The organism is Burkholderia sp. SJZ089 (assembly GCF_007828315.1).
GTDB classification, from domain to species: Bacteria; Pseudomonadota; Gammaproteobacteria; order Burkholderiales; family Burkholderiaceae; genus Burkholderia; species Burkholderia gladioli.
Map to the genome: position 1 here is coordinate 113,563 of NZ_VIUM01000023.1, position 15,069 is coordinate 128,631.

Annotated in this window: 14 protein-coding genes and 1 pseudogene; 5 read left to right on the forward strand and 10 right to left on the reverse strand. The window is 68.9% G+C overall.

What is annotated here, in order from left to right; genetic code table 11:
* Window positions 1–63: 63 nt before the first annotated feature.
* From FB600_RS32075 to FB600_RS32105, 7 genes are all read right to left on the reverse strand, one after another.
* Complete coding sequence (locus FB600_RS32075) at window positions 64–768, reverse strand: HAD family hydrolase (RefSeq protein ID WP_096750287.1); 705 nt, start codon at window positions 766–768, stop codon at window positions 64–66.
* Window positions 765–1,610 carry a carbohydrate ABC transporter permease gene (locus FB600_RS32080; protein ID WP_013699215.1) on the reverse strand — a complete coding sequence of 282 codons (846 nt, stop codon included), beginning with the start codon at window positions 1,608–1,610 and terminating at the stop codon, window positions 765–767. Before FB600_RS32080 ends, FB600_RS32075 begins: the two co-directional genes overlap by 4 nt.
* Complete coding sequence (locus FB600_RS32085) at window positions 1,607–2,551, reverse strand: carbohydrate ABC transporter permease (protein WP_036038560.1); 945 nt, start codon at window positions 2,549–2,551, stop codon at window positions 1,607–1,609. Before FB600_RS32085 ends, FB600_RS32080 begins: the two co-directional genes overlap by 4 nt.
* Window positions 2,552–2,659: 108 nt before the next feature.
* Window positions 2,660–3,988 (reverse strand): ABC transporter substrate-binding protein, encoded by a 1,329-nt coding sequence (locus FB600_RS32090; protein WP_013699217.1) that lies wholly within the window; start codon window positions 3,986–3,988, stop codon window positions 2,660–2,662.
* Window positions 3,989–4,061: 73 nt separating this feature from the next.
* Window positions 4,062–5,432 carry a D-tagatose-bisphosphate aldolase, class II, non-catalytic subunit gene (locus FB600_RS32095; RefSeq protein WP_145757954.1) on the reverse strand — a complete coding sequence of 457 codons (1,371 nt, stop codon included), beginning with the start codon at window positions 5,430–5,432 and terminating at the stop codon, window positions 4,062–4,064.
* Window positions 5,420–6,376: a sugar kinase gene (locus tag FB600_RS32100; protein WP_145757953.1), complete on the reverse strand. Its 957-nt coding sequence runs from the start codon at window positions 6,374–6,376 to the stop codon at window positions 5,420–5,422. Before FB600_RS32100 ends, FB600_RS32095 begins: the two co-directional genes overlap by 13 nt.
* Window positions 6,377–6,380: 4 nt before the next feature.
* Entirely contained in the window at window positions 6,381–7,157 is a 777-nt protein-coding gene (locus tag FB600_RS32105; protein WP_098181609.1) for an L-iditol 2-dehydrogenase, read from the reverse strand.
* Between the two features lie 242 nt (window positions 7,158–7,399).
* On the opposite strand from FB600_RS32105, the gene FB600_RS32110 reads away from it, so the two are divergent.
* Genes FB600_RS32110 through FB600_RS32125 form a run of 4 tightly spaced genes read left to right on the forward strand, consistent with a single transcriptional unit; the run spans window position 7,400 to window position 10,561 of the window.
* Window positions 7,400–7,870: a Fur family transcriptional regulator gene (locus FB600_RS32110; RefSeq protein ID WP_098153643.1), complete on the forward strand. Its 471-nt coding sequence runs from the start codon at window positions 7,400–7,402 to the stop codon at window positions 7,868–7,870.
* Between the two features lie 58 nt (window positions 7,871–7,928).
* Window positions 7,929–8,861: a metal ABC transporter solute-binding protein gene (locus FB600_RS32115; RefSeq protein ID WP_098181608.1), complete on the forward strand. Its 933-nt coding sequence runs from the start codon at window positions 7,929–7,931 to the stop codon at window positions 8,859–8,861.
* 4 nt (window positions 8,862–8,865) lie between these two features.
* Window positions 8,866–9,774, forward strand: coding sequence for an ABC transporter ATP-binding protein (locus FB600_RS32120; RefSeq protein ID WP_105829604.1), 909 nt, complete (start codon window positions 8,866–8,868; stop codon window positions 9,772–9,774).
* Window positions 9,767–10,561 carry a metal ABC transporter permease gene (locus FB600_RS32125; protein WP_047836137.1) on the forward strand — a complete coding sequence of 265 codons (795 nt, stop codon included), beginning with the start codon at window positions 9,767–9,769 and terminating at the stop codon, window positions 10,559–10,561. Before FB600_RS32120 ends, FB600_RS32125 begins: the two co-directional genes overlap by 8 nt.
* A gap of 109 nt (window positions 10,562–10,670) precedes the next feature.
* On the opposite strand, the gene fghA is transcribed toward FB600_RS32125, so the two are convergent.
* Both fghA and FB600_RS32135 read right to left on the reverse strand, forming a co-directional pair.
* Window positions 10,671–11,525, reverse strand: a complete 855-nt coding sequence (gene fghA, locus FB600_RS32130; protein ID WP_013699225.1) for an S-formylglutathione hydrolase — start codon at window positions 11,523–11,525, stop codon at window positions 10,671–10,673.
* A 16-nt stretch (window positions 11,526–11,541) separates the two neighbouring features.
* Window positions 11,542–12,648 (reverse strand): S-(hydroxymethyl)glutathione dehydrogenase/class III alcohol dehydrogenase, encoded by a 1,107-nt coding sequence (locus FB600_RS32135; RefSeq protein WP_096750283.1) that lies wholly within the window; start codon window positions 12,646–12,648, stop codon window positions 11,542–11,544.
* 653 nt (window positions 12,649–13,301) lie between these two features.
* On the opposite strand from FB600_RS32135, the gene FB600_RS32140 reads away from it, so the two are divergent.
* Window positions 13,302–14,675 (forward strand): nucleobase:cation symporter-2 family protein, encoded by a 1,374-nt coding sequence (locus tag FB600_RS32140; protein ID WP_036038383.1) that lies wholly within the window; start codon window positions 13,302–13,304, stop codon window positions 14,673–14,675.
* A gap of 169 nt (window positions 14,676–14,844) precedes the next feature.
* Here FB600_RS32140 and FB600_RS32145 read toward each other — a convergent pair.
* Window positions 14,845–15,069 (reverse strand): annotated as a pseudogene (locus tag FB600_RS32145) (TolC family protein); the annotation flags it as partial.

Genomic DNA, 15,069 nt, shown 5'->3' on the forward strand with positions numbered 1-15,069 from the left:
CTGTCTTGCTGCTGTTCGTGACGGGCGACGCGCGCTCGACGGCGCGCGGCAGCCCGGCTCAGTTCATTGCGACTGCACGGTGCCGGTCGCGATCCATTGCGCGACCAGGCCCGGCAGCAGGTCCATGCGATCGAACATATGGCGCGCGCCGATCGCGCGCAATGCATCGACCTGCGACGGCGAGGCATGCCCGCCGCCGACGAAACCGATCACCGTCATGCCGGCCGCCGCGGCCGCGGTGATGCCGGTGGCGCTGTCCTCCACCACCAGGCAGTGCTCGGGCGCGAAGCCCAGCGTGTGGGCCGCGGCCAGGTAGACGTCGGGCGCCGGCTTGGGCCGCTCGACGCCGTCGGCGCAGAACAGGCGCTCGCCGAAATGGCGTTTCAGGCCGGTGCGGGTGAGCGCCGCTTCCACGTAGGGGCGGTTGCTGTTGCTGGCGCAGGCGATCGGCAGCGGGATCGCGGCCAGCGCCACGTCGATGCCGTCCACCGCCGGTGCCTGCACGGCGGCGCGCTCGACCGTGGCGCGGATCGTCTCGATCTCCTCGGCCGACAGCGTGTGCCCGGCCTGCGCGGCGGCGCCGGCCAGCACGCGCTCGGTGCGCAGGCCCAGCAGCGGCAGCACGATCGGCCGCACCTCGACGCCGGGCCAGCGCGCTTCCAGCTCGCGCACCAGCACGCCGGCGGCCACCGCCTCGCTGTCGATCAGCACGCCGTCGCAGTCGCAGATCAGCAGCCGATCGCGTCCCTCGATGCCCGGCGCGCTCACTTGACGGCTCCGAAGGTGAGGCCGCGCACCAGTTGCTTCTGCGACAGCCAGCCGACGATCAGGATCGGCGCCACCGCCAGCAGCGAGGCGGCCGACAGCTTGGCCCAGAACAGGCCCTCGGGGCTCGAGTAGGAGGCGATGAACACCGTCAGCGGCGCCGCGTTGGAGCTGGTCAGGTTGATGCTCCAGAAGGCCTCGTTCCACGACAGGATCACCAGCAGCAGCGAGGTGGAGGCCAGGCCCGGCAGCGCCATCGGCATCAGCAGGTAGACGATCTCCTGCCAGGTGGTGGCGCCGTCGATGCGGCCCGCTTCCAGGATGTCGCGCGGGATCTCGGTGAAATAGGTGAAGGTCATCCACACCGCGATGGGCAGGTTGATCAGGGTGTAGATGATCACCACGCCGCTGACCGTGTCGAGCAGCCCCGAGTTCTTCCAGAGCAGGTAGATCGGCACCAGCACGCCCACCGAGGGCATCATCTTGGTCGACAGCATCCAGAGCAGGACCTTCTGGGTGCGCCCGGTCGGGAAGAAGGCCATCGCGTAGGCGGCCGGCACCGCGAACAGCAGGCACACCACGGTCACGCCGACCGAGATCAGGATCGAGTTCCAGGCGAAGCCGAAGTAGTTGCTGCGCGCGAACACCTCGCGGAAGCTGTCGAGCGTGGGCGTGAAGATCAGCGACATCGAGTAGGCCTGCTGCTCGGTCTTGAAGGCGGTGATCGCCATCCAGAAGATCGGGAAGAACAGCAGCAGCGCGATCAGCCAGGCCAGCACGCCGGGAATCGCGCGCTTGAGCGTGTCGAGGCCGCCCGCGCTCTGTTTCAAGGACAGGTCGCTCATGCTTCGTACTCCCCCTTCAGGTTCTTCGCCAGCATGCGCACCAGGAAGAACGACACGATATTGGCCAGCACCACCGCCAGGATGCCGCCCGCCGAGGCGAGGCCGACGTCGAACTGCTGCAGGCCCAGCGAGTAGATCAGGTAGGACAGATTGGTGGTCGCGTTGCCGGGACCGCCGCCGGTGGTCGTATAGATCTCGGCGAAGATCGACAGCAGGAAGATGGTTTCCATCATCACCACCACCGCGATCGCGCGCTTCAGGTGCGGCAGCGTGATGTAGAAGAACATCGCGATCGGGCCGGCGCCGTCGATGCGCGCGGCTTCCTTCTGCTCCTGGTCGAGCGACTGGATCGCGGTGAACAGGATCAGGAAGGCGAACGGCAGCCACTGCCAGGAGACGATCATGATCACCGCGGTCAGCGGGTAGTCGGCGAACCAGTCGATCGGGGTCAGGCCGAAGGCGCGCATCACGCCGGCCACCAGCCCGTAGACGGGGTTCAGGATCATGTTCTTCCAGATCAGCGCGGAGACGGTCGGCATCACGAAGAACGGCGCGATCGCCAGCAGGCGGGCGATGCCCTGGCCGTAGAACTTGCGGTCGAACAGCACCGCCATCAGCACGCCGCCGATCACGGTGATCGCCAGCACCGCCACGATCAGCACCAGCGTGTGCCAGATCGCCGGCAGGAAGGACGGATCGGTGGCGAGGTAATGATAGTTGTCGAGGCCCGCGAAACCCTTTTCATCGGGGTTCAGCAGGTTGTAGCGCGTGAACGAATACCAGATCGTCATCGCGAGCGGGATCGACATCCACAGCAGCAGCACGGCCACCGAAGGTGTGACGAGCCAGCGGGCGGGCTTGCCGCGCGCGGAGGCGGCGGAGGCGGGAGACGAATCGGTCATGGGCGCCGTGTGATGTAGGGGAAGACGTAGGTGACGCATGCTCGGACCCTCTTGAATCTCGCGCGAGGCGCCGAACCAGCGGCAGCTCGCGCCGAAGCATCGCGATCCGGCCGGCCCGGCCGGATCGCGTGACACGCTCGAACGGAATTACTTCTTGTAGCCGGCCTGGCGAACCGCGCGGTCGGCGGCGGCCTGGCCGGCGGCCAGTGCCTGGTCGACCGTCATCTGGCCGGCCACCGCGCCGGCGATCGACTGGCCGACCACCGTGCCGAACGACTGGAACTCAGGAATCCCGACGTACTGGACGCCCGTGTACGGCACCTTCTTCAGCGAGGGATCGTTGACGTCGGCGGTCTCGATGGCCTTCAGCACGAAGTCCGAGAACGGCGCGGCGGCCTTGTACTCGGCACGCGCGTAGGTCGACTGGCGCGTGCCCGGCGGCACCGAGGCCCAGCCCTCGTCCTTGCCGACCATCTCGACGTACTGCTTGGAGGTCGCCCAGGTGATGAACTTCTTGGCCGCGTCCTGCTGCTTGGAGGTCTTCGGGATCGCCAGCGCCCAGGCCCACAGCCAGTGCGAGCCCTTCGGCGTGACCGCCACCGGCGCGGCCGCGAAGCCGATCTTGTCGGCCACCTGCGACTGCTGCTTGTTGTAGAGCATGCCGGCGGCCACCGTCGCGTCGATCCACATCGCGCACTTGCCCGAGGCGGTCAGCGTCAGGTTCTCGTTGAAGCCGTTCGAGCTCGCTCCCGGGGGGCCGTCCTTCTTCAGCAGGTCCACGTAGAACGTGATCGCCTTCTTCCATTCCGGCGAGGTGAGCTGCGCGTTCCAGTTCTCGTCGAACCAGCGCCCGCCGAAGGTGTTCACCACGGTCGACACGTAGGCCATGTTCTCGCCCCAGCCGGCCTTGCCGCGCAGGCAGATGCCGTAGGTGCCGTTGGCCTTGTCGGTCAGCTTGTCGGCGAACTGCGCGATCTGGTCGTAGGTCGGCTGGTCCGGCATCTTGAGACCCTTGGCCGCGAACAGGTCCTTGCGGTAGTAGGTCATCGAGCTCTCGACGTAGAACGGCAGCGCATAGAGCTGGCCGTTGTAGGACAGCGAGTCGCGCGCGGTCTTCACCACGTCGTTGAGGTCGTAGTCGGCGGGCAGGCCCGTCATCGGCGAGAGCCAGCCGCGCTTGCCCCACTGCGGCGCCTCGTAGGTGCCGATCGCCATCACGTCGAACTGGCCGCTGCCGGTGGTGATGTCGGTGGTGGCGCGCTGGCGCAGCACGTTCTCCTCGAGGATCACCCAGTTCAGCTTGATGTCCGGGTTCGCCTTCTCGAAGGCCGGCGAGAGCTTCTTCAGCTCGATCATGTCGGGGTTGTTGAGCGTCGCGATGGTCAGCGTCGCCGCCTGGGCGGCGAGCGCCGACGACGCGAACGCGGCACCCACGAGAAGTCGCGCGGCGGCGGCGATGAGCGTCTGTCCTTGCATGGCATGTCTCCTGTTTTATCGCTGTTCGTGTTTCGTTGTGACGGTCTTTCCACGTCGGGCGGGCTCGTCGGCCTCACCCGTCCTGCTGCATCCCGCACGCTCGCGCGTAGCGGGCAATCGTGTGGCGGATCCGGAACCGGACCCAGGCGGCCGGATCGTCGCCGAGCGCACGCGAGCGGCGCGCGTCGTAGACGTCGGGCAGCCATTGCGCCACCAGGGTCTCGGGCGGCAGTTGCCGCCGCAGGTTCGCGAACAGCCGCTCGACCGCGGCCGCCACCGCCGGCTGCAGCCAGTAGTAGCGGATCCGGTCGCTGTAGCTGAACTGGCGCGCCAGGCGCTGCGCGCCCTCGTCGCCGCGGTAGTAGGGCGCCCAGTGCTCGGGACGCGCGCGCATCGCCTCGTCGATCACCTCGCGCAGCCGCGAGCGTCGATTCTCGTCGACCAGCGCCTCCTCGATGTAGCTCAGCGCGAAGAGCGCCTCGCGCAATGCGAAGGTGAGCCCGGGGCCCACCTTCAGGATCGCGAAGTGGTCGCGCACCAGGGCGGCGAGCGAGGCTTCGGTCTGGTAGTCGGTCGAATGCGCCTCGAACACGAAGCGCGGCACCGCGAGGATGCTGGCGGCCAGTTCGGCGGCCTTGGCCGGCGCGTAGTCGAGCACCTGGCGATCGTCGAAATCGACGCCGGGCTGGGCCACCACCGCCACCGTGCGCGCCCAGGCCGCTTCCAGGCCGTAGCGCGCGAAGGCTTCGCGATGCGCTTCCAGCGTGGCCTCGATCGCCTCGGCGCGGGTCACGCGGATATGGGACAGCGGGCCGGCTTCGGCCGCATCGGCCTCGGCGACGCCGGCGGCCTCGCTCGCGGTCTCGCCGCCCGGCACCGGCACCTCGGTGCCGACCACGTAGGCCGGCGCGCTGCCGGCCGCCTCGGCCGCGGCCTCGGCGGCCGCGCAGAGCTGGGCCGCGCGTTCGGCCACCAGCGTGTCGGACAGCGGCGCGCTGTCGTCGGCGCAGGCCATGCTGGCATCGAGATGGATCTTGGTGAAGCCGGCCGCGACGTAGGCGGCCACCATGGTCGCCGCCTCCCGCATCGCTTCCTTGGCGCGCAGGTGGCGCCACGGGTTCGGGCCGAGGTGGTCGCCGCCGAGCACCAGCGCCTCGAGCGGAAAGCCCGTGCGCGCGGCCAGCGCCTCCACCTCGCGGCGGAAATCCACCGGCGTCATGCCGGTATAGCCGCCCTGATGATTGACCTGGTTGCAGGTGGCCTCGATCAGCAGCGGCGAGCCGTCGTCGCGGGCGGCCTCGAAGGCGGCCTCCAGCACCAGGGCATGCGCGCTGCAAACCGAATAGATGCCGCGCTGCGCGCCCTTGCGGTTGGCGGCGAAGATCGCGCCGAGCGTGTCCGGCGCGACGGCGGCTTGCGGGGCGGCGGGGCTCAGGCTGGACATGCGATACCTCGCTCGGTGAGGAAGGCGACGATCTCGTCGGGCGAGCTGTTGCCCTCCATCGGGCCCACCCGCGCCACCGCCAGCGCGCCGGCCGCGTTGGCGCGCGACAGCGCCGCCTCGATCGGCCAGCCCTGGATCAGGCTCGCCACCAGGGTGCCGCCGAAGCAGTCGCCGGCGCCGGTCGGATCGATCTCGGTGGTCTCGTAGCCGCCCACGTCGATCTGGCCCTGGCGGTCGAAGGCGCTGCTGCCGGCCGCGCCGCGCTTGAGCACCACCCGCTCGAGCAGCGGCCGGGTGGCCAGCAGGCCCGCGATCGCGCGCTCGGCCGGCTGCGGGCCGCAGAAGAATGGCAGGTCGGCCTCGCTGGGCAGGAACAGGTGGCAGGCGTCGAGCAGCTCCTCGAGCGCGGCGCGCATCGGCTTGAAGGCCAGCATCTCGGCGCGCACGTTCGGGTCGAAGGAGATCCTCGCGCCCACCCGGGCCGCCTCGATCACGCCGCGCTTGACGGCCGCGATGGCGTTCTCGCTGGTCAGCGAGGAACCCATCAAGTGGTAATAGCGGCAGCCCTCGAACATGGCGGCCGTCACGTCGGCGGCCTCCAGCAGGGCCGAGGCGCTGCCGTCGATGCTGTAGACGAACTGGCGGCTGCCGTCATCGCGGTAGGCCACGAAGGCCAGGCCGGTGGGGCGCGCGACGCGGCGGATCGCGTCGGTCCGCACGCCGTGCGAGGCCAGCCGCGCCACGATCGCGTCGCCGAAGGCGTCGCGGCCCACGCAGCCCGCGTAGGCCACCGAGGCGCCCAGGCGCGCGGCCTGGTCGGCGAAGATGGCCGGCGCGCCGCTCGGGAACGGGCCGGTGAACTCGCCCGGCTCGGCGAAACCCTGGCCGCGCCGGGCGGCGACGAATTCGGCCAGCAGTTCGCCGGCGACGACGATCTCGGCCATGGCTTCAGCTCATCCAGTTGCCGCCGTCGACATTGAGCGTCTGGGCGGTGATGTAGTCGGCATCGGCCGAGGCGAGGAACAGCGCGGCGCCGGTCAGGTCGGCCGGCAGGCCCATGCGGCCGAGCGGCACGGCCTCGCCCACCAGGCGCTTCTTCTCGCCGAGCGGCCGGTTCTCGTAGCGCGCGAACAGCGCGTCGACCTGCTCCCACATCGGCGTGTCGACCACGCCCGGCGCGATGCCGTTGACGTTGATCTTGTGTGGCGCCAGCGCCAGCGCGGCCGATTGCGTGTAGCTCAGCACCGCGGCCTTGGTCGCGCAGTAGTGCGAGACCAGGGCCTCGCCGCGCCGGCCGGCCTGCGAGGACATGTTGACGATCTTGCCGCCGCGGCCCTGCTCGACCATGCGCTGGGCAACCGCCTGCATCAGGAAGAACAGGCCCTTCACGTTGACCGAGAACAGGCGGTCGAACACGTCCCAGGATTCGTCGAGCAGCGGGCGCATGTCGAACAGCGCCGCATTGTTGAACAGGATGTCGACGCCGCCGAAGTGCTCGACGGCGGTCGCGACGATGCGCTCGATGTCCTCGCGCCGCGTCACGTCGGCGGTGATCGCGATGGCGCGGTCGGGATGCGCCTCGATCAGCGTGGCCAGCGAGCCGCCGGCCGGCTTCAGGTCGACCAGCACGCAGCGCGCGCCCTCGTCCAGGTAACGCTGCGCAACCGCTTCGCCGATGCCGCTGGCGGCGCCCGTCAAAATCGCGACCTTGTCCTGCAATCTCACTGGTGTCTCCGATTCGTTGTTCGTGGTGTCATCCGGCATTCAGTGAGCTAACGCTCATCGAATGATCATTTGCTCAGATTGCGATCGAATAATCGGATACCAAACGGGTGCTGTCAAGGCGAAAGCGCCGGTTTCGATGATGCGCTGCCGCATGGCGCGCAGCCGCGTGCAGCGGCAGGCCATGCACAGGGCTGCGATACGTTATATCATTCGTCTTTCCCTGCCTTCGGAAGGTGCCCGTCATGGCCTCGACCTCGCCCCTGGATGCCCGCCTCGCCCGTGCCGACGCGTTCGCCGCCGAGCATGGCCTCACCTGGACGCCGCTGCGGCGGCAGGTCTATGAGAAGGTGCTGGCCGCGCAACGGCCGATCGGCGCCTACGATTTGATCGCCGAACTGGCGCCCGAACGCGGCCGCATGCCGCCGACCACGGTCTATCGCGCGCTCGACTTCCTGGTCGAGCACGGCTTCATCCATCGCATCGAATCGCGCAATGCCTTCCTGGCCTGCTGCGAGATCGGGCCGCCCCACCAGGGCCAGTTCCTGATCTGCGAATCCTGCGGCGACACGGTCGAGATTCCCGGCGCCGAGCTGGCGCGCCAGCTCTCGTCCTGCGAATCGGCGCACGGTTTCGAGATGCACCGCCAGGTGGTCGAGCTGACCGGCCTGTGCGGCGAATGCAAGACCCATCCCAAGGGCGCGCCGCACGCGTGACGCACCCGCCGCGCGCCCATTCCGGGCGCGCGACTGCCACCCCCGTCGAGGAACAAGCATGACTTACGCCGCCACGTCGCGCGCGCCGCTGCGCGCCCGCTCCCGCCTGATCCGCTGGTTCGCCGCCGGCTGCGCCGCCTTGTCGGTGGCGGGCCTCGCCGGTTTCGCCGGCCCCGCCGCCGCGCAGACCGCCAAGCTGCAGGTGGTGGCCGCCGAGAACTTCTACGGCGACGTGATCAAGCAGATCGGCGGCGCCAACGTGTCGGTGACCAGCATCCTCAGCAATCCGGACCAGGATCCGCACCTGTTCGAGGCCAGCCCGAAGACGGCGCGCGCGCTGCAGCACGCGAACCTGGTGGTCTACAACGGCGCCGACTACGATCCCTGGATGGCCAAGCTGCTGGCCGCCTCGAAGAACGCCACGCGCAAGACCATCGTGGTGGCCGACCTGGTCGGCAAGAAGCCCGGCGACAACCCGCATCTCTGGTACGATCCGGCCACCATGCCGGCCGCGGCGCTGGCGATCAGCGCGGCGCTGGGCGCAGCCGACCCGTCGCACAAGGCCGACTACGACGCGAACCTGGCCGGCTTCCTGGCCTCGCTCAAGCCGATCGACGCCAAGGTCGCCGCGCTGCGCGCGCAGTACAAGGGCGTGCCGGTGACGGCCACCGAGCCGGTGTTCGGCTACATGTCGGATGCGATCGGCCTGGAAATGCGCAACCTGCGCTTCCAGCTGGCGACCATGAACGACACGGAGGCGAGCGCGACGGATATCGCCGCCTTCGAGAACGACCTGCGCAAGCGCCAGGTGAAGGTGCTGATCTACAACAGCCAGGCCGAGGAGCCGATGACCAAGCGCATGCTGAAGATCGCGAAGGACGCCTCGGTGCCGACCGTCAGCGTCACCGAGACGCAACCGGCCGGCAAGACCTTCCAGCAGTGGATGCTCGCGCAGCTCGATGCGCTGGGCGCCGCGCTGGGCCGACATTGAACCCATGACCTCTTCCTCTCCCGCGCTCGCGCTCGATCGCGTCACGCTCGAACTGGGCGGACGCACGATCCTGCGCGAGGTGAGCCTGGCCGTCGAGGCCGGCGAATTCGTCGGCGTGCTGGGGCCCAACGGCGCCGGCAAGACCACCCTGATGCGCGCCGTGCTGGGCCTGGTGCCCGCCGCCGGCGGCCGCATCTCGGTGGCCGGCGCGCCGGTGGCGCGCGGCAATCCCGCCATCGGCTACATGCCGCAGATCCGCAGCGCGCTGGCCGGGCGCCGCGTGCGCGGCCACGACTTCGTGGCGATGGCCGCCGACGGCCACCGCTGGGGCCTGCCGCATGCCAGCGCCGAGGTACGCGCCGACGTGGCGCGCGTGCTCGATCTGGTGGGCGGCACCGCGCTCGCCCGGCGGCCGCTGTTCGAGCTGTCGGGCGGCGAGCGCCAGCGCCTGCTGCTGGCGCAATGCCTGCTCGGCGCGCCGAAGCTGCTGTTGCTCGACGAGCCGCTGATCAGCCTCGATCCGCATCACCAGCGCGGCGTGGTCGAGCTGGTGCGGCGCGTGCAGCAGGAGCTCGGCATCACCGTGCTGTTCTCGGCGCATGAACTGAATCCGCTGCTCAACGCGCTCGATCGCGTGCTGTATCTCGGCAATGGCACGGCCGCGCTCGGCACGGTCGACGAGGTGATCACGCGGCCGGTGCTGTCGCGGCTCTACGGCTCGCCGATCGACGTGATGCGCGTGAACGGCCGCATCTTCGTGATGTCGGGCGACGTCGAGGTGGAAAAGCACGATCACGAACACGAGGAAGACGGCTCGCATTCGCACGGCGCGCATGGGCACGCACACGGCCACGGCCATGCGCATGGCGGCCATGCACACGGCAACACGCACGGACACCGGCACGATGTTTGAATACGAATTCATGGTCAACGCGTTCATCGCGTCGGGCATCGTCGCGGTGCTGGCCGGCGTGGTGGGCTACTTCCTGGTGCTGCGCGGCCAGACCTTCGCCGGTCACGCGCTCTCGCACGTCGGCTTCACCGGCGCCACCGGCGCGGTGCTGCTCGGCCTCTCGCCGATCTGGGGCATGGTCGGCTTCACGCTGGCGGCCGGCATCGCGATGGGCGCGCTCGGCGAGAAGCTCGCGGGCCGCGACGTGGCGATCGGCGTGATCCTCTCGCTCGCGCTCGGCGCCGGCCTGCTGTTCCTGCATTTCTATACCAGCTACGCCACCCAGGTCACCGCCCTGCTGTTCGGCAACGTGCTCGGCGTGAGCCATGCCACGCTGATGGTGCTGGCCGGCATCGGCGCGGTCAGCCTCATCGCGCTGGCCGCGATCATGCGTCCGCTGGTGTTCGCCTCGCTGCAGCCGGAGCTGGCCGAGGCCAAGGGCGTATCGCTGCGGCTGGTGTCGGTGCTGTTCCTGGCGATCTGCGCGCTGGCGGTGGCGGCCTGCACGCAGATCGTCGGCGTGCTGCTGGTGTTCACGCTGCTGGTCGGCCCGGCCGCCGCGGCGCAGAACCTCAGCACGCGCCTGGCCAGCGGCGTCTGGCTGGCCGCGCTGTTCGCACTGGCCGAGGCCTGGTTCGGCGTCACGCTCGCCTACTACACCGACTGGCCGACCAGCTTCTGGATCACCGCGCTGTCGGCGCTGGTCTATGCGGCGAGCCTGATGGGACGGTATCGCGCGACGGCCTGAAGCGGCACACGCGCCGCTCGCCCGAAGAAAAGCCCGCGACACGATCGCTCGTGTCGCGGGCTTTTTGTTGCCGGCGGTGTCGCCGAAGGTGCTGCGGGATGCGCGCCGCTCAGGCCAGCAGCGTCCTCGCGTGATGCGCGAGGTGGTCGGCGATGAAGGTCGAGATGAAGTAATAACCGTGGTCGTAGCCTTCGTGACGGCGCAGCGTCAGCGGCTGCCCGGCCTCGCGGCAGGCGGCCTCGAACACCTCCGGGTTGAGCTGGGTCGGCAGGAACTGGTCGGCCAGGCCCTGGTCGACCAGGATCCCGTCGGCGTAGCGCGGCGCGTCGGAGCGCGCCACCAGTTCGCTCGCATCGTGCTCCTTCCAGCGCTCGCGATCCTCGCCGAGATACCCCGTGAAGGCCTTCTCGCCCCAGGCGCAGCGCATCGGCGCGGCGATCGGCGCGAAGGCGGACACCGAGCGCCACACGCCGGGATGGCGCAGCGCCAGGGTCAGCGCGCCGTGGCCGCCCATCGAATGGCCGAAGATGCCCAGCCGCGTGCCCTCGATCGGCAAGGCGCCCAGCACCAGCGCGCGCAGCTCGTCGACGATGTAGGACTCCATCCGGTAATGCGTGGCCCAGGGCGCCTCGCTCGCGTCGAGATAGAAACCCGCGCCCACCCCGAAATCCCAGGCGGCCGTCTCGCCCGGCACGTTCGCGCCGCGCGGGCTGGTGTCGGGCGCGATCAGGGCGATGCCGTGCTCGGCCGCGAAACGCTGCGCGCCGGCCTTGATCATGAAGGTTTCCTCGTTGCAGGTCAGGCCCGCGAGGAAGAACAGCGCCGGCACGCGCGCGCCGTCGTGGGCGGCCTGCCGCGGCAGGAACACCGAGAATTTCATCGGCAGGCCGATCGCCGCCGAGTCGTGGCGGTAGAAGCGCTGCTCGCCGCCGAACGCGGCATGGGAGGACAGGAGTTCGAGCATGGTGGCGCCTCGTGCCTCAGTACAGCACGACCGAGCGGATCGACTCGCCCTTCTTCATCAGGTCGAAGCCCTCGTTGATCTTCTCGAGCGGCAGGCGATGCGTGATCAGGTCGTCGATGTTGATCTTGCCTTCCATGTACCAGTCGACGATCTTCGGCACGTCGGTACGTCCGCGCGCGCCGCCGAAGGCCGAGCCCTTCCATTCGCGGCCCGTGACGAGCTGGAACGGCCGCGTGCTGATCTCCTGGCCGGCGGCCGCCACGCCGATGATGAAGGACTGGCCCCAGCCCTTGTGCGTGCATTCCAGCGCCTGGCGCATGGTGGTGACGTTGCCGATGCACTCGAAGGAATAGTCAGCACCGCCGTCGGTCAGCTGCACGATCTGGTCGACCACGTTCTCCACCTCCTTCGGGTTGATGAAGTGCGTCATGCCGAACTTCTTCGCCAGCTCGACGCGCGCCGGGTTGATGTCGACACCGATGATCTTGTCGGCACCCACCATCTTCGCGCCCTGGATCACGTTCAGGCCGATCCCGCCCAGGCCGAACACCACCACGTTGGCACCCGCCTCGACCTTGGCCGAGTAGACCACCGCGCCCACCCCGGTGGTCACGCCGCAGCCGATATAGCAGACCTTGTCGAAGGGCGCGTCCTCGCGGATCTTCGCCACCGCGATCTCCGGCACCACGATGTAGTTCGAGAAGGTCGAGGTGCCCATGTAGTGGAAGATCGGCTTGCCGTCGAGCGAGAAGCGCGAGCTCGCGTCGGGCATCAGGCCCTTGCCCTGGGTGGCGCGGATCTTCTGGCAGAGGTTGGTCTTGCGCGACAGGCAGAACTTGCATTCGCGACATTCGGGCGTATAGAGCGGGATCACGTGATCCCCCTTGCGCAACGTGCCGACGCCGGGGCCGACGTCCACCACCACGCCCGCGCCCTCGTGGCCGAGGATGGCCGGGAAGATGCCTTCCGGATCGGCGCCCGACAGCGTGTAGTAGTCGGTGTGGCAGATCCCCGTGGCCTTCACCTCGATCAGCACCTCGCCCGCGCGCGGGCCTTCCAGATCCACTTCCTCGATGGTCAGCGGCGCACCGGCCTTCCATGCGATCGCGGCTTTCGTCTTCATGCTTGCAGCTCCTTGTCGGTGAGGTTGCGCCGCGCGCCACGCGCGACGGGCGGCAACCGGGGAATCGTTGCCCGGGCAGGGTGCGCGCGGCGCTCGTGTCGCGCGTCGTGCCCTGCCGCCGAAGCGCGCCGGCGAGCCGGCGCGGGGGACCAGCCGGAAGTGTAAACGCGTGCCGGGGAAACCGGCATGGCGCCACGCGACGGATCGATGTCGCGCCGCGTCGCGCAACGGCGTTTGCGGCGCCTGCCCCGCTCGCTCGCGATGGGCGGGATGCACCGGAAACGATCGAAACGACGGCCCTCATGAGCCCCGTCGCAATCACCTCGCCGCCGTCATCCGACCCCGTGAAAAACCGTGCCGGTCGGGGTTTACCCATCCACGCCGCGAGACGCGGCCAAAACCCTCTATGCGCCGCCGCCGATACAGACCATAAACGCAGTGATATTTGGCGGAGGCGCCAGGCGGTTTTTGTCTGGCTATAACTACCGGGAATCCCACTGCCGCGGCGCGTCCACCATGATTTCCCCGTATTCCTTCGTGAAAATCGCATATCCCCCCTGCAAAGCAGGGAATAGCGCCCAGTGCTCTTGTTGGCCCCGGTCGTTGCGCATAACTTCACTGCACCCCGACAACAAGATCATGGAGTGAGACAGATGCAATCGACCACGGTCCATCCGTGCGACGAGATCCTGCCCGCCGGCAAGCTCGTCACCCTGGGTCTGCAGCACGTGCTGGTGATGTACGCGGGCGCCGTCGCGGTGCCGCTCATCATCGGCAGCGCGCTGAAGCTGCCGAAGGATCAGATCGCCTTCCTGATCAGCGCCGACCTGTTCGCCTGCGGCATCGCCACCCTGATCCAGACGCTCGGCGTGTGGATCTTCGGCATCCGTCTGCCCGTCATCATGGGCTGCACCTTCGCCTCGGTGGGGCCGCTGATCGCGATCGGCACCAACCCGAGCCTGGGCCTGCTGGACGTGTTCGGCTCGACCATCGCGGCCGGCGTGATCGGCATCGTGATCGCGCCGGTGATCGGCAAGCTGCTGCGCTTCTTCCCGCCGGTGGTGGTGGGCACCGTGATCGCGGTGATCGGCCTGTCGCTGATGGGCGTGGGCATCAACTGGGCGGCCGGCGGCGTGGGCAACCCCGAGTACGGCAACCCGGTGTTCCTGGGCCTGTCGCTGCTGGTGCTGGTGCTGATCCTGATGATCAACAAGTTCGGCCGCGGCTTCTTCGCCAATATCGCCGTGCTGCTCGGCATCGTGGCCGGCTTCGTGATCGCGCTCTCGCTGGGCCGCGTCGATCTGGACGGCGTGGCGGCCGCGCCCTGGGTCGGCTTCGTGATGCCCTTCCACTTCGGCACGCCGCATTTCGACGCTCTGTCGATCGCCACCATGGTGATCGTGATGTTCGTCACCTTCATCGAGTCGACCGGCATGTTCCTCGCCGTGGGCGACATGGTCGACCGGCCGGTCGACCAGCAGGCCCTGGTGCGCGGCCTGCGCGTGGACGGTCTGGGCACGCTGATCGGCGGCATCTTCAACTCGTTCCCGCATACCTCGTTCTCGCAGAACGTCGGGCTGGTGGGCGTGACCGGCGTGAAGAGCCGCTACGTGTGCGTGACGGGCGGCGTGATCCTGGTGCTGCTGGGCCTGTTCCCGAAGATGGCGCAGATCGTCGCCTCGGTGCCGGCCTTCGTGCTCGGCGGCGCCGGCATCGTGATGTTCGGCATGGTGGCCGCCAACGGCGTGAAGACGCTCTCGCGCGTCGACTTCGTGAGCAACCACAACAACCTGTTTATCGTCGCGGTCAGCATCGGGCTGGGCCTGGTGCCGGTGGTCTCGCCGCACTTCTTCTCGAAGCTGCCGGGGGCGCTCGCGCCGATCCTGCACAGCGGGATCCTGCTGGCTTCGGTGTCCGCCGTGCTGCTGAACCTGATCTTCAACGGCGTGAAGAGCGAGAAGCAGGCCGAATGCGAGATCCGGCGCGCCGGACACGATCTCGATCCGCGCACGGCCGACCTGCATTGACGATGCTCGGAGGTTGACGGCGGCCTGGCGCTGCCGCCAATGAAAAACACCCCGGAAGCTTGCGCTTCCGGGGTGTTTTTTCGTGTGCTCGCCGGGCGGATCGAGCAGCTTGCGGCTCGAGGCTGGAAACCCCTGCCGCGGCCGCGCGATCCGCTCGACCGCGGCCCTGTCAGCCCGCCGTCGGCTGCGAGGCCGACGCAGGTGCCGCCGCCGGCTTGCCGTAGTCGACCGGTGCATCGGCCTCGCGCGGCTGGTCGCCGTTGTGCTCGATCCAGCCGCCGCCCAGCGCGCGGTACAGGTCCACCAGGTTGGTCCAGCGCGCCAGGCGCGCCGAAATCAGCGAGGTCTGCGCCGTGTACAGGTCCGTCTGGGCCGTCAGCACCGTCAGGTAGCT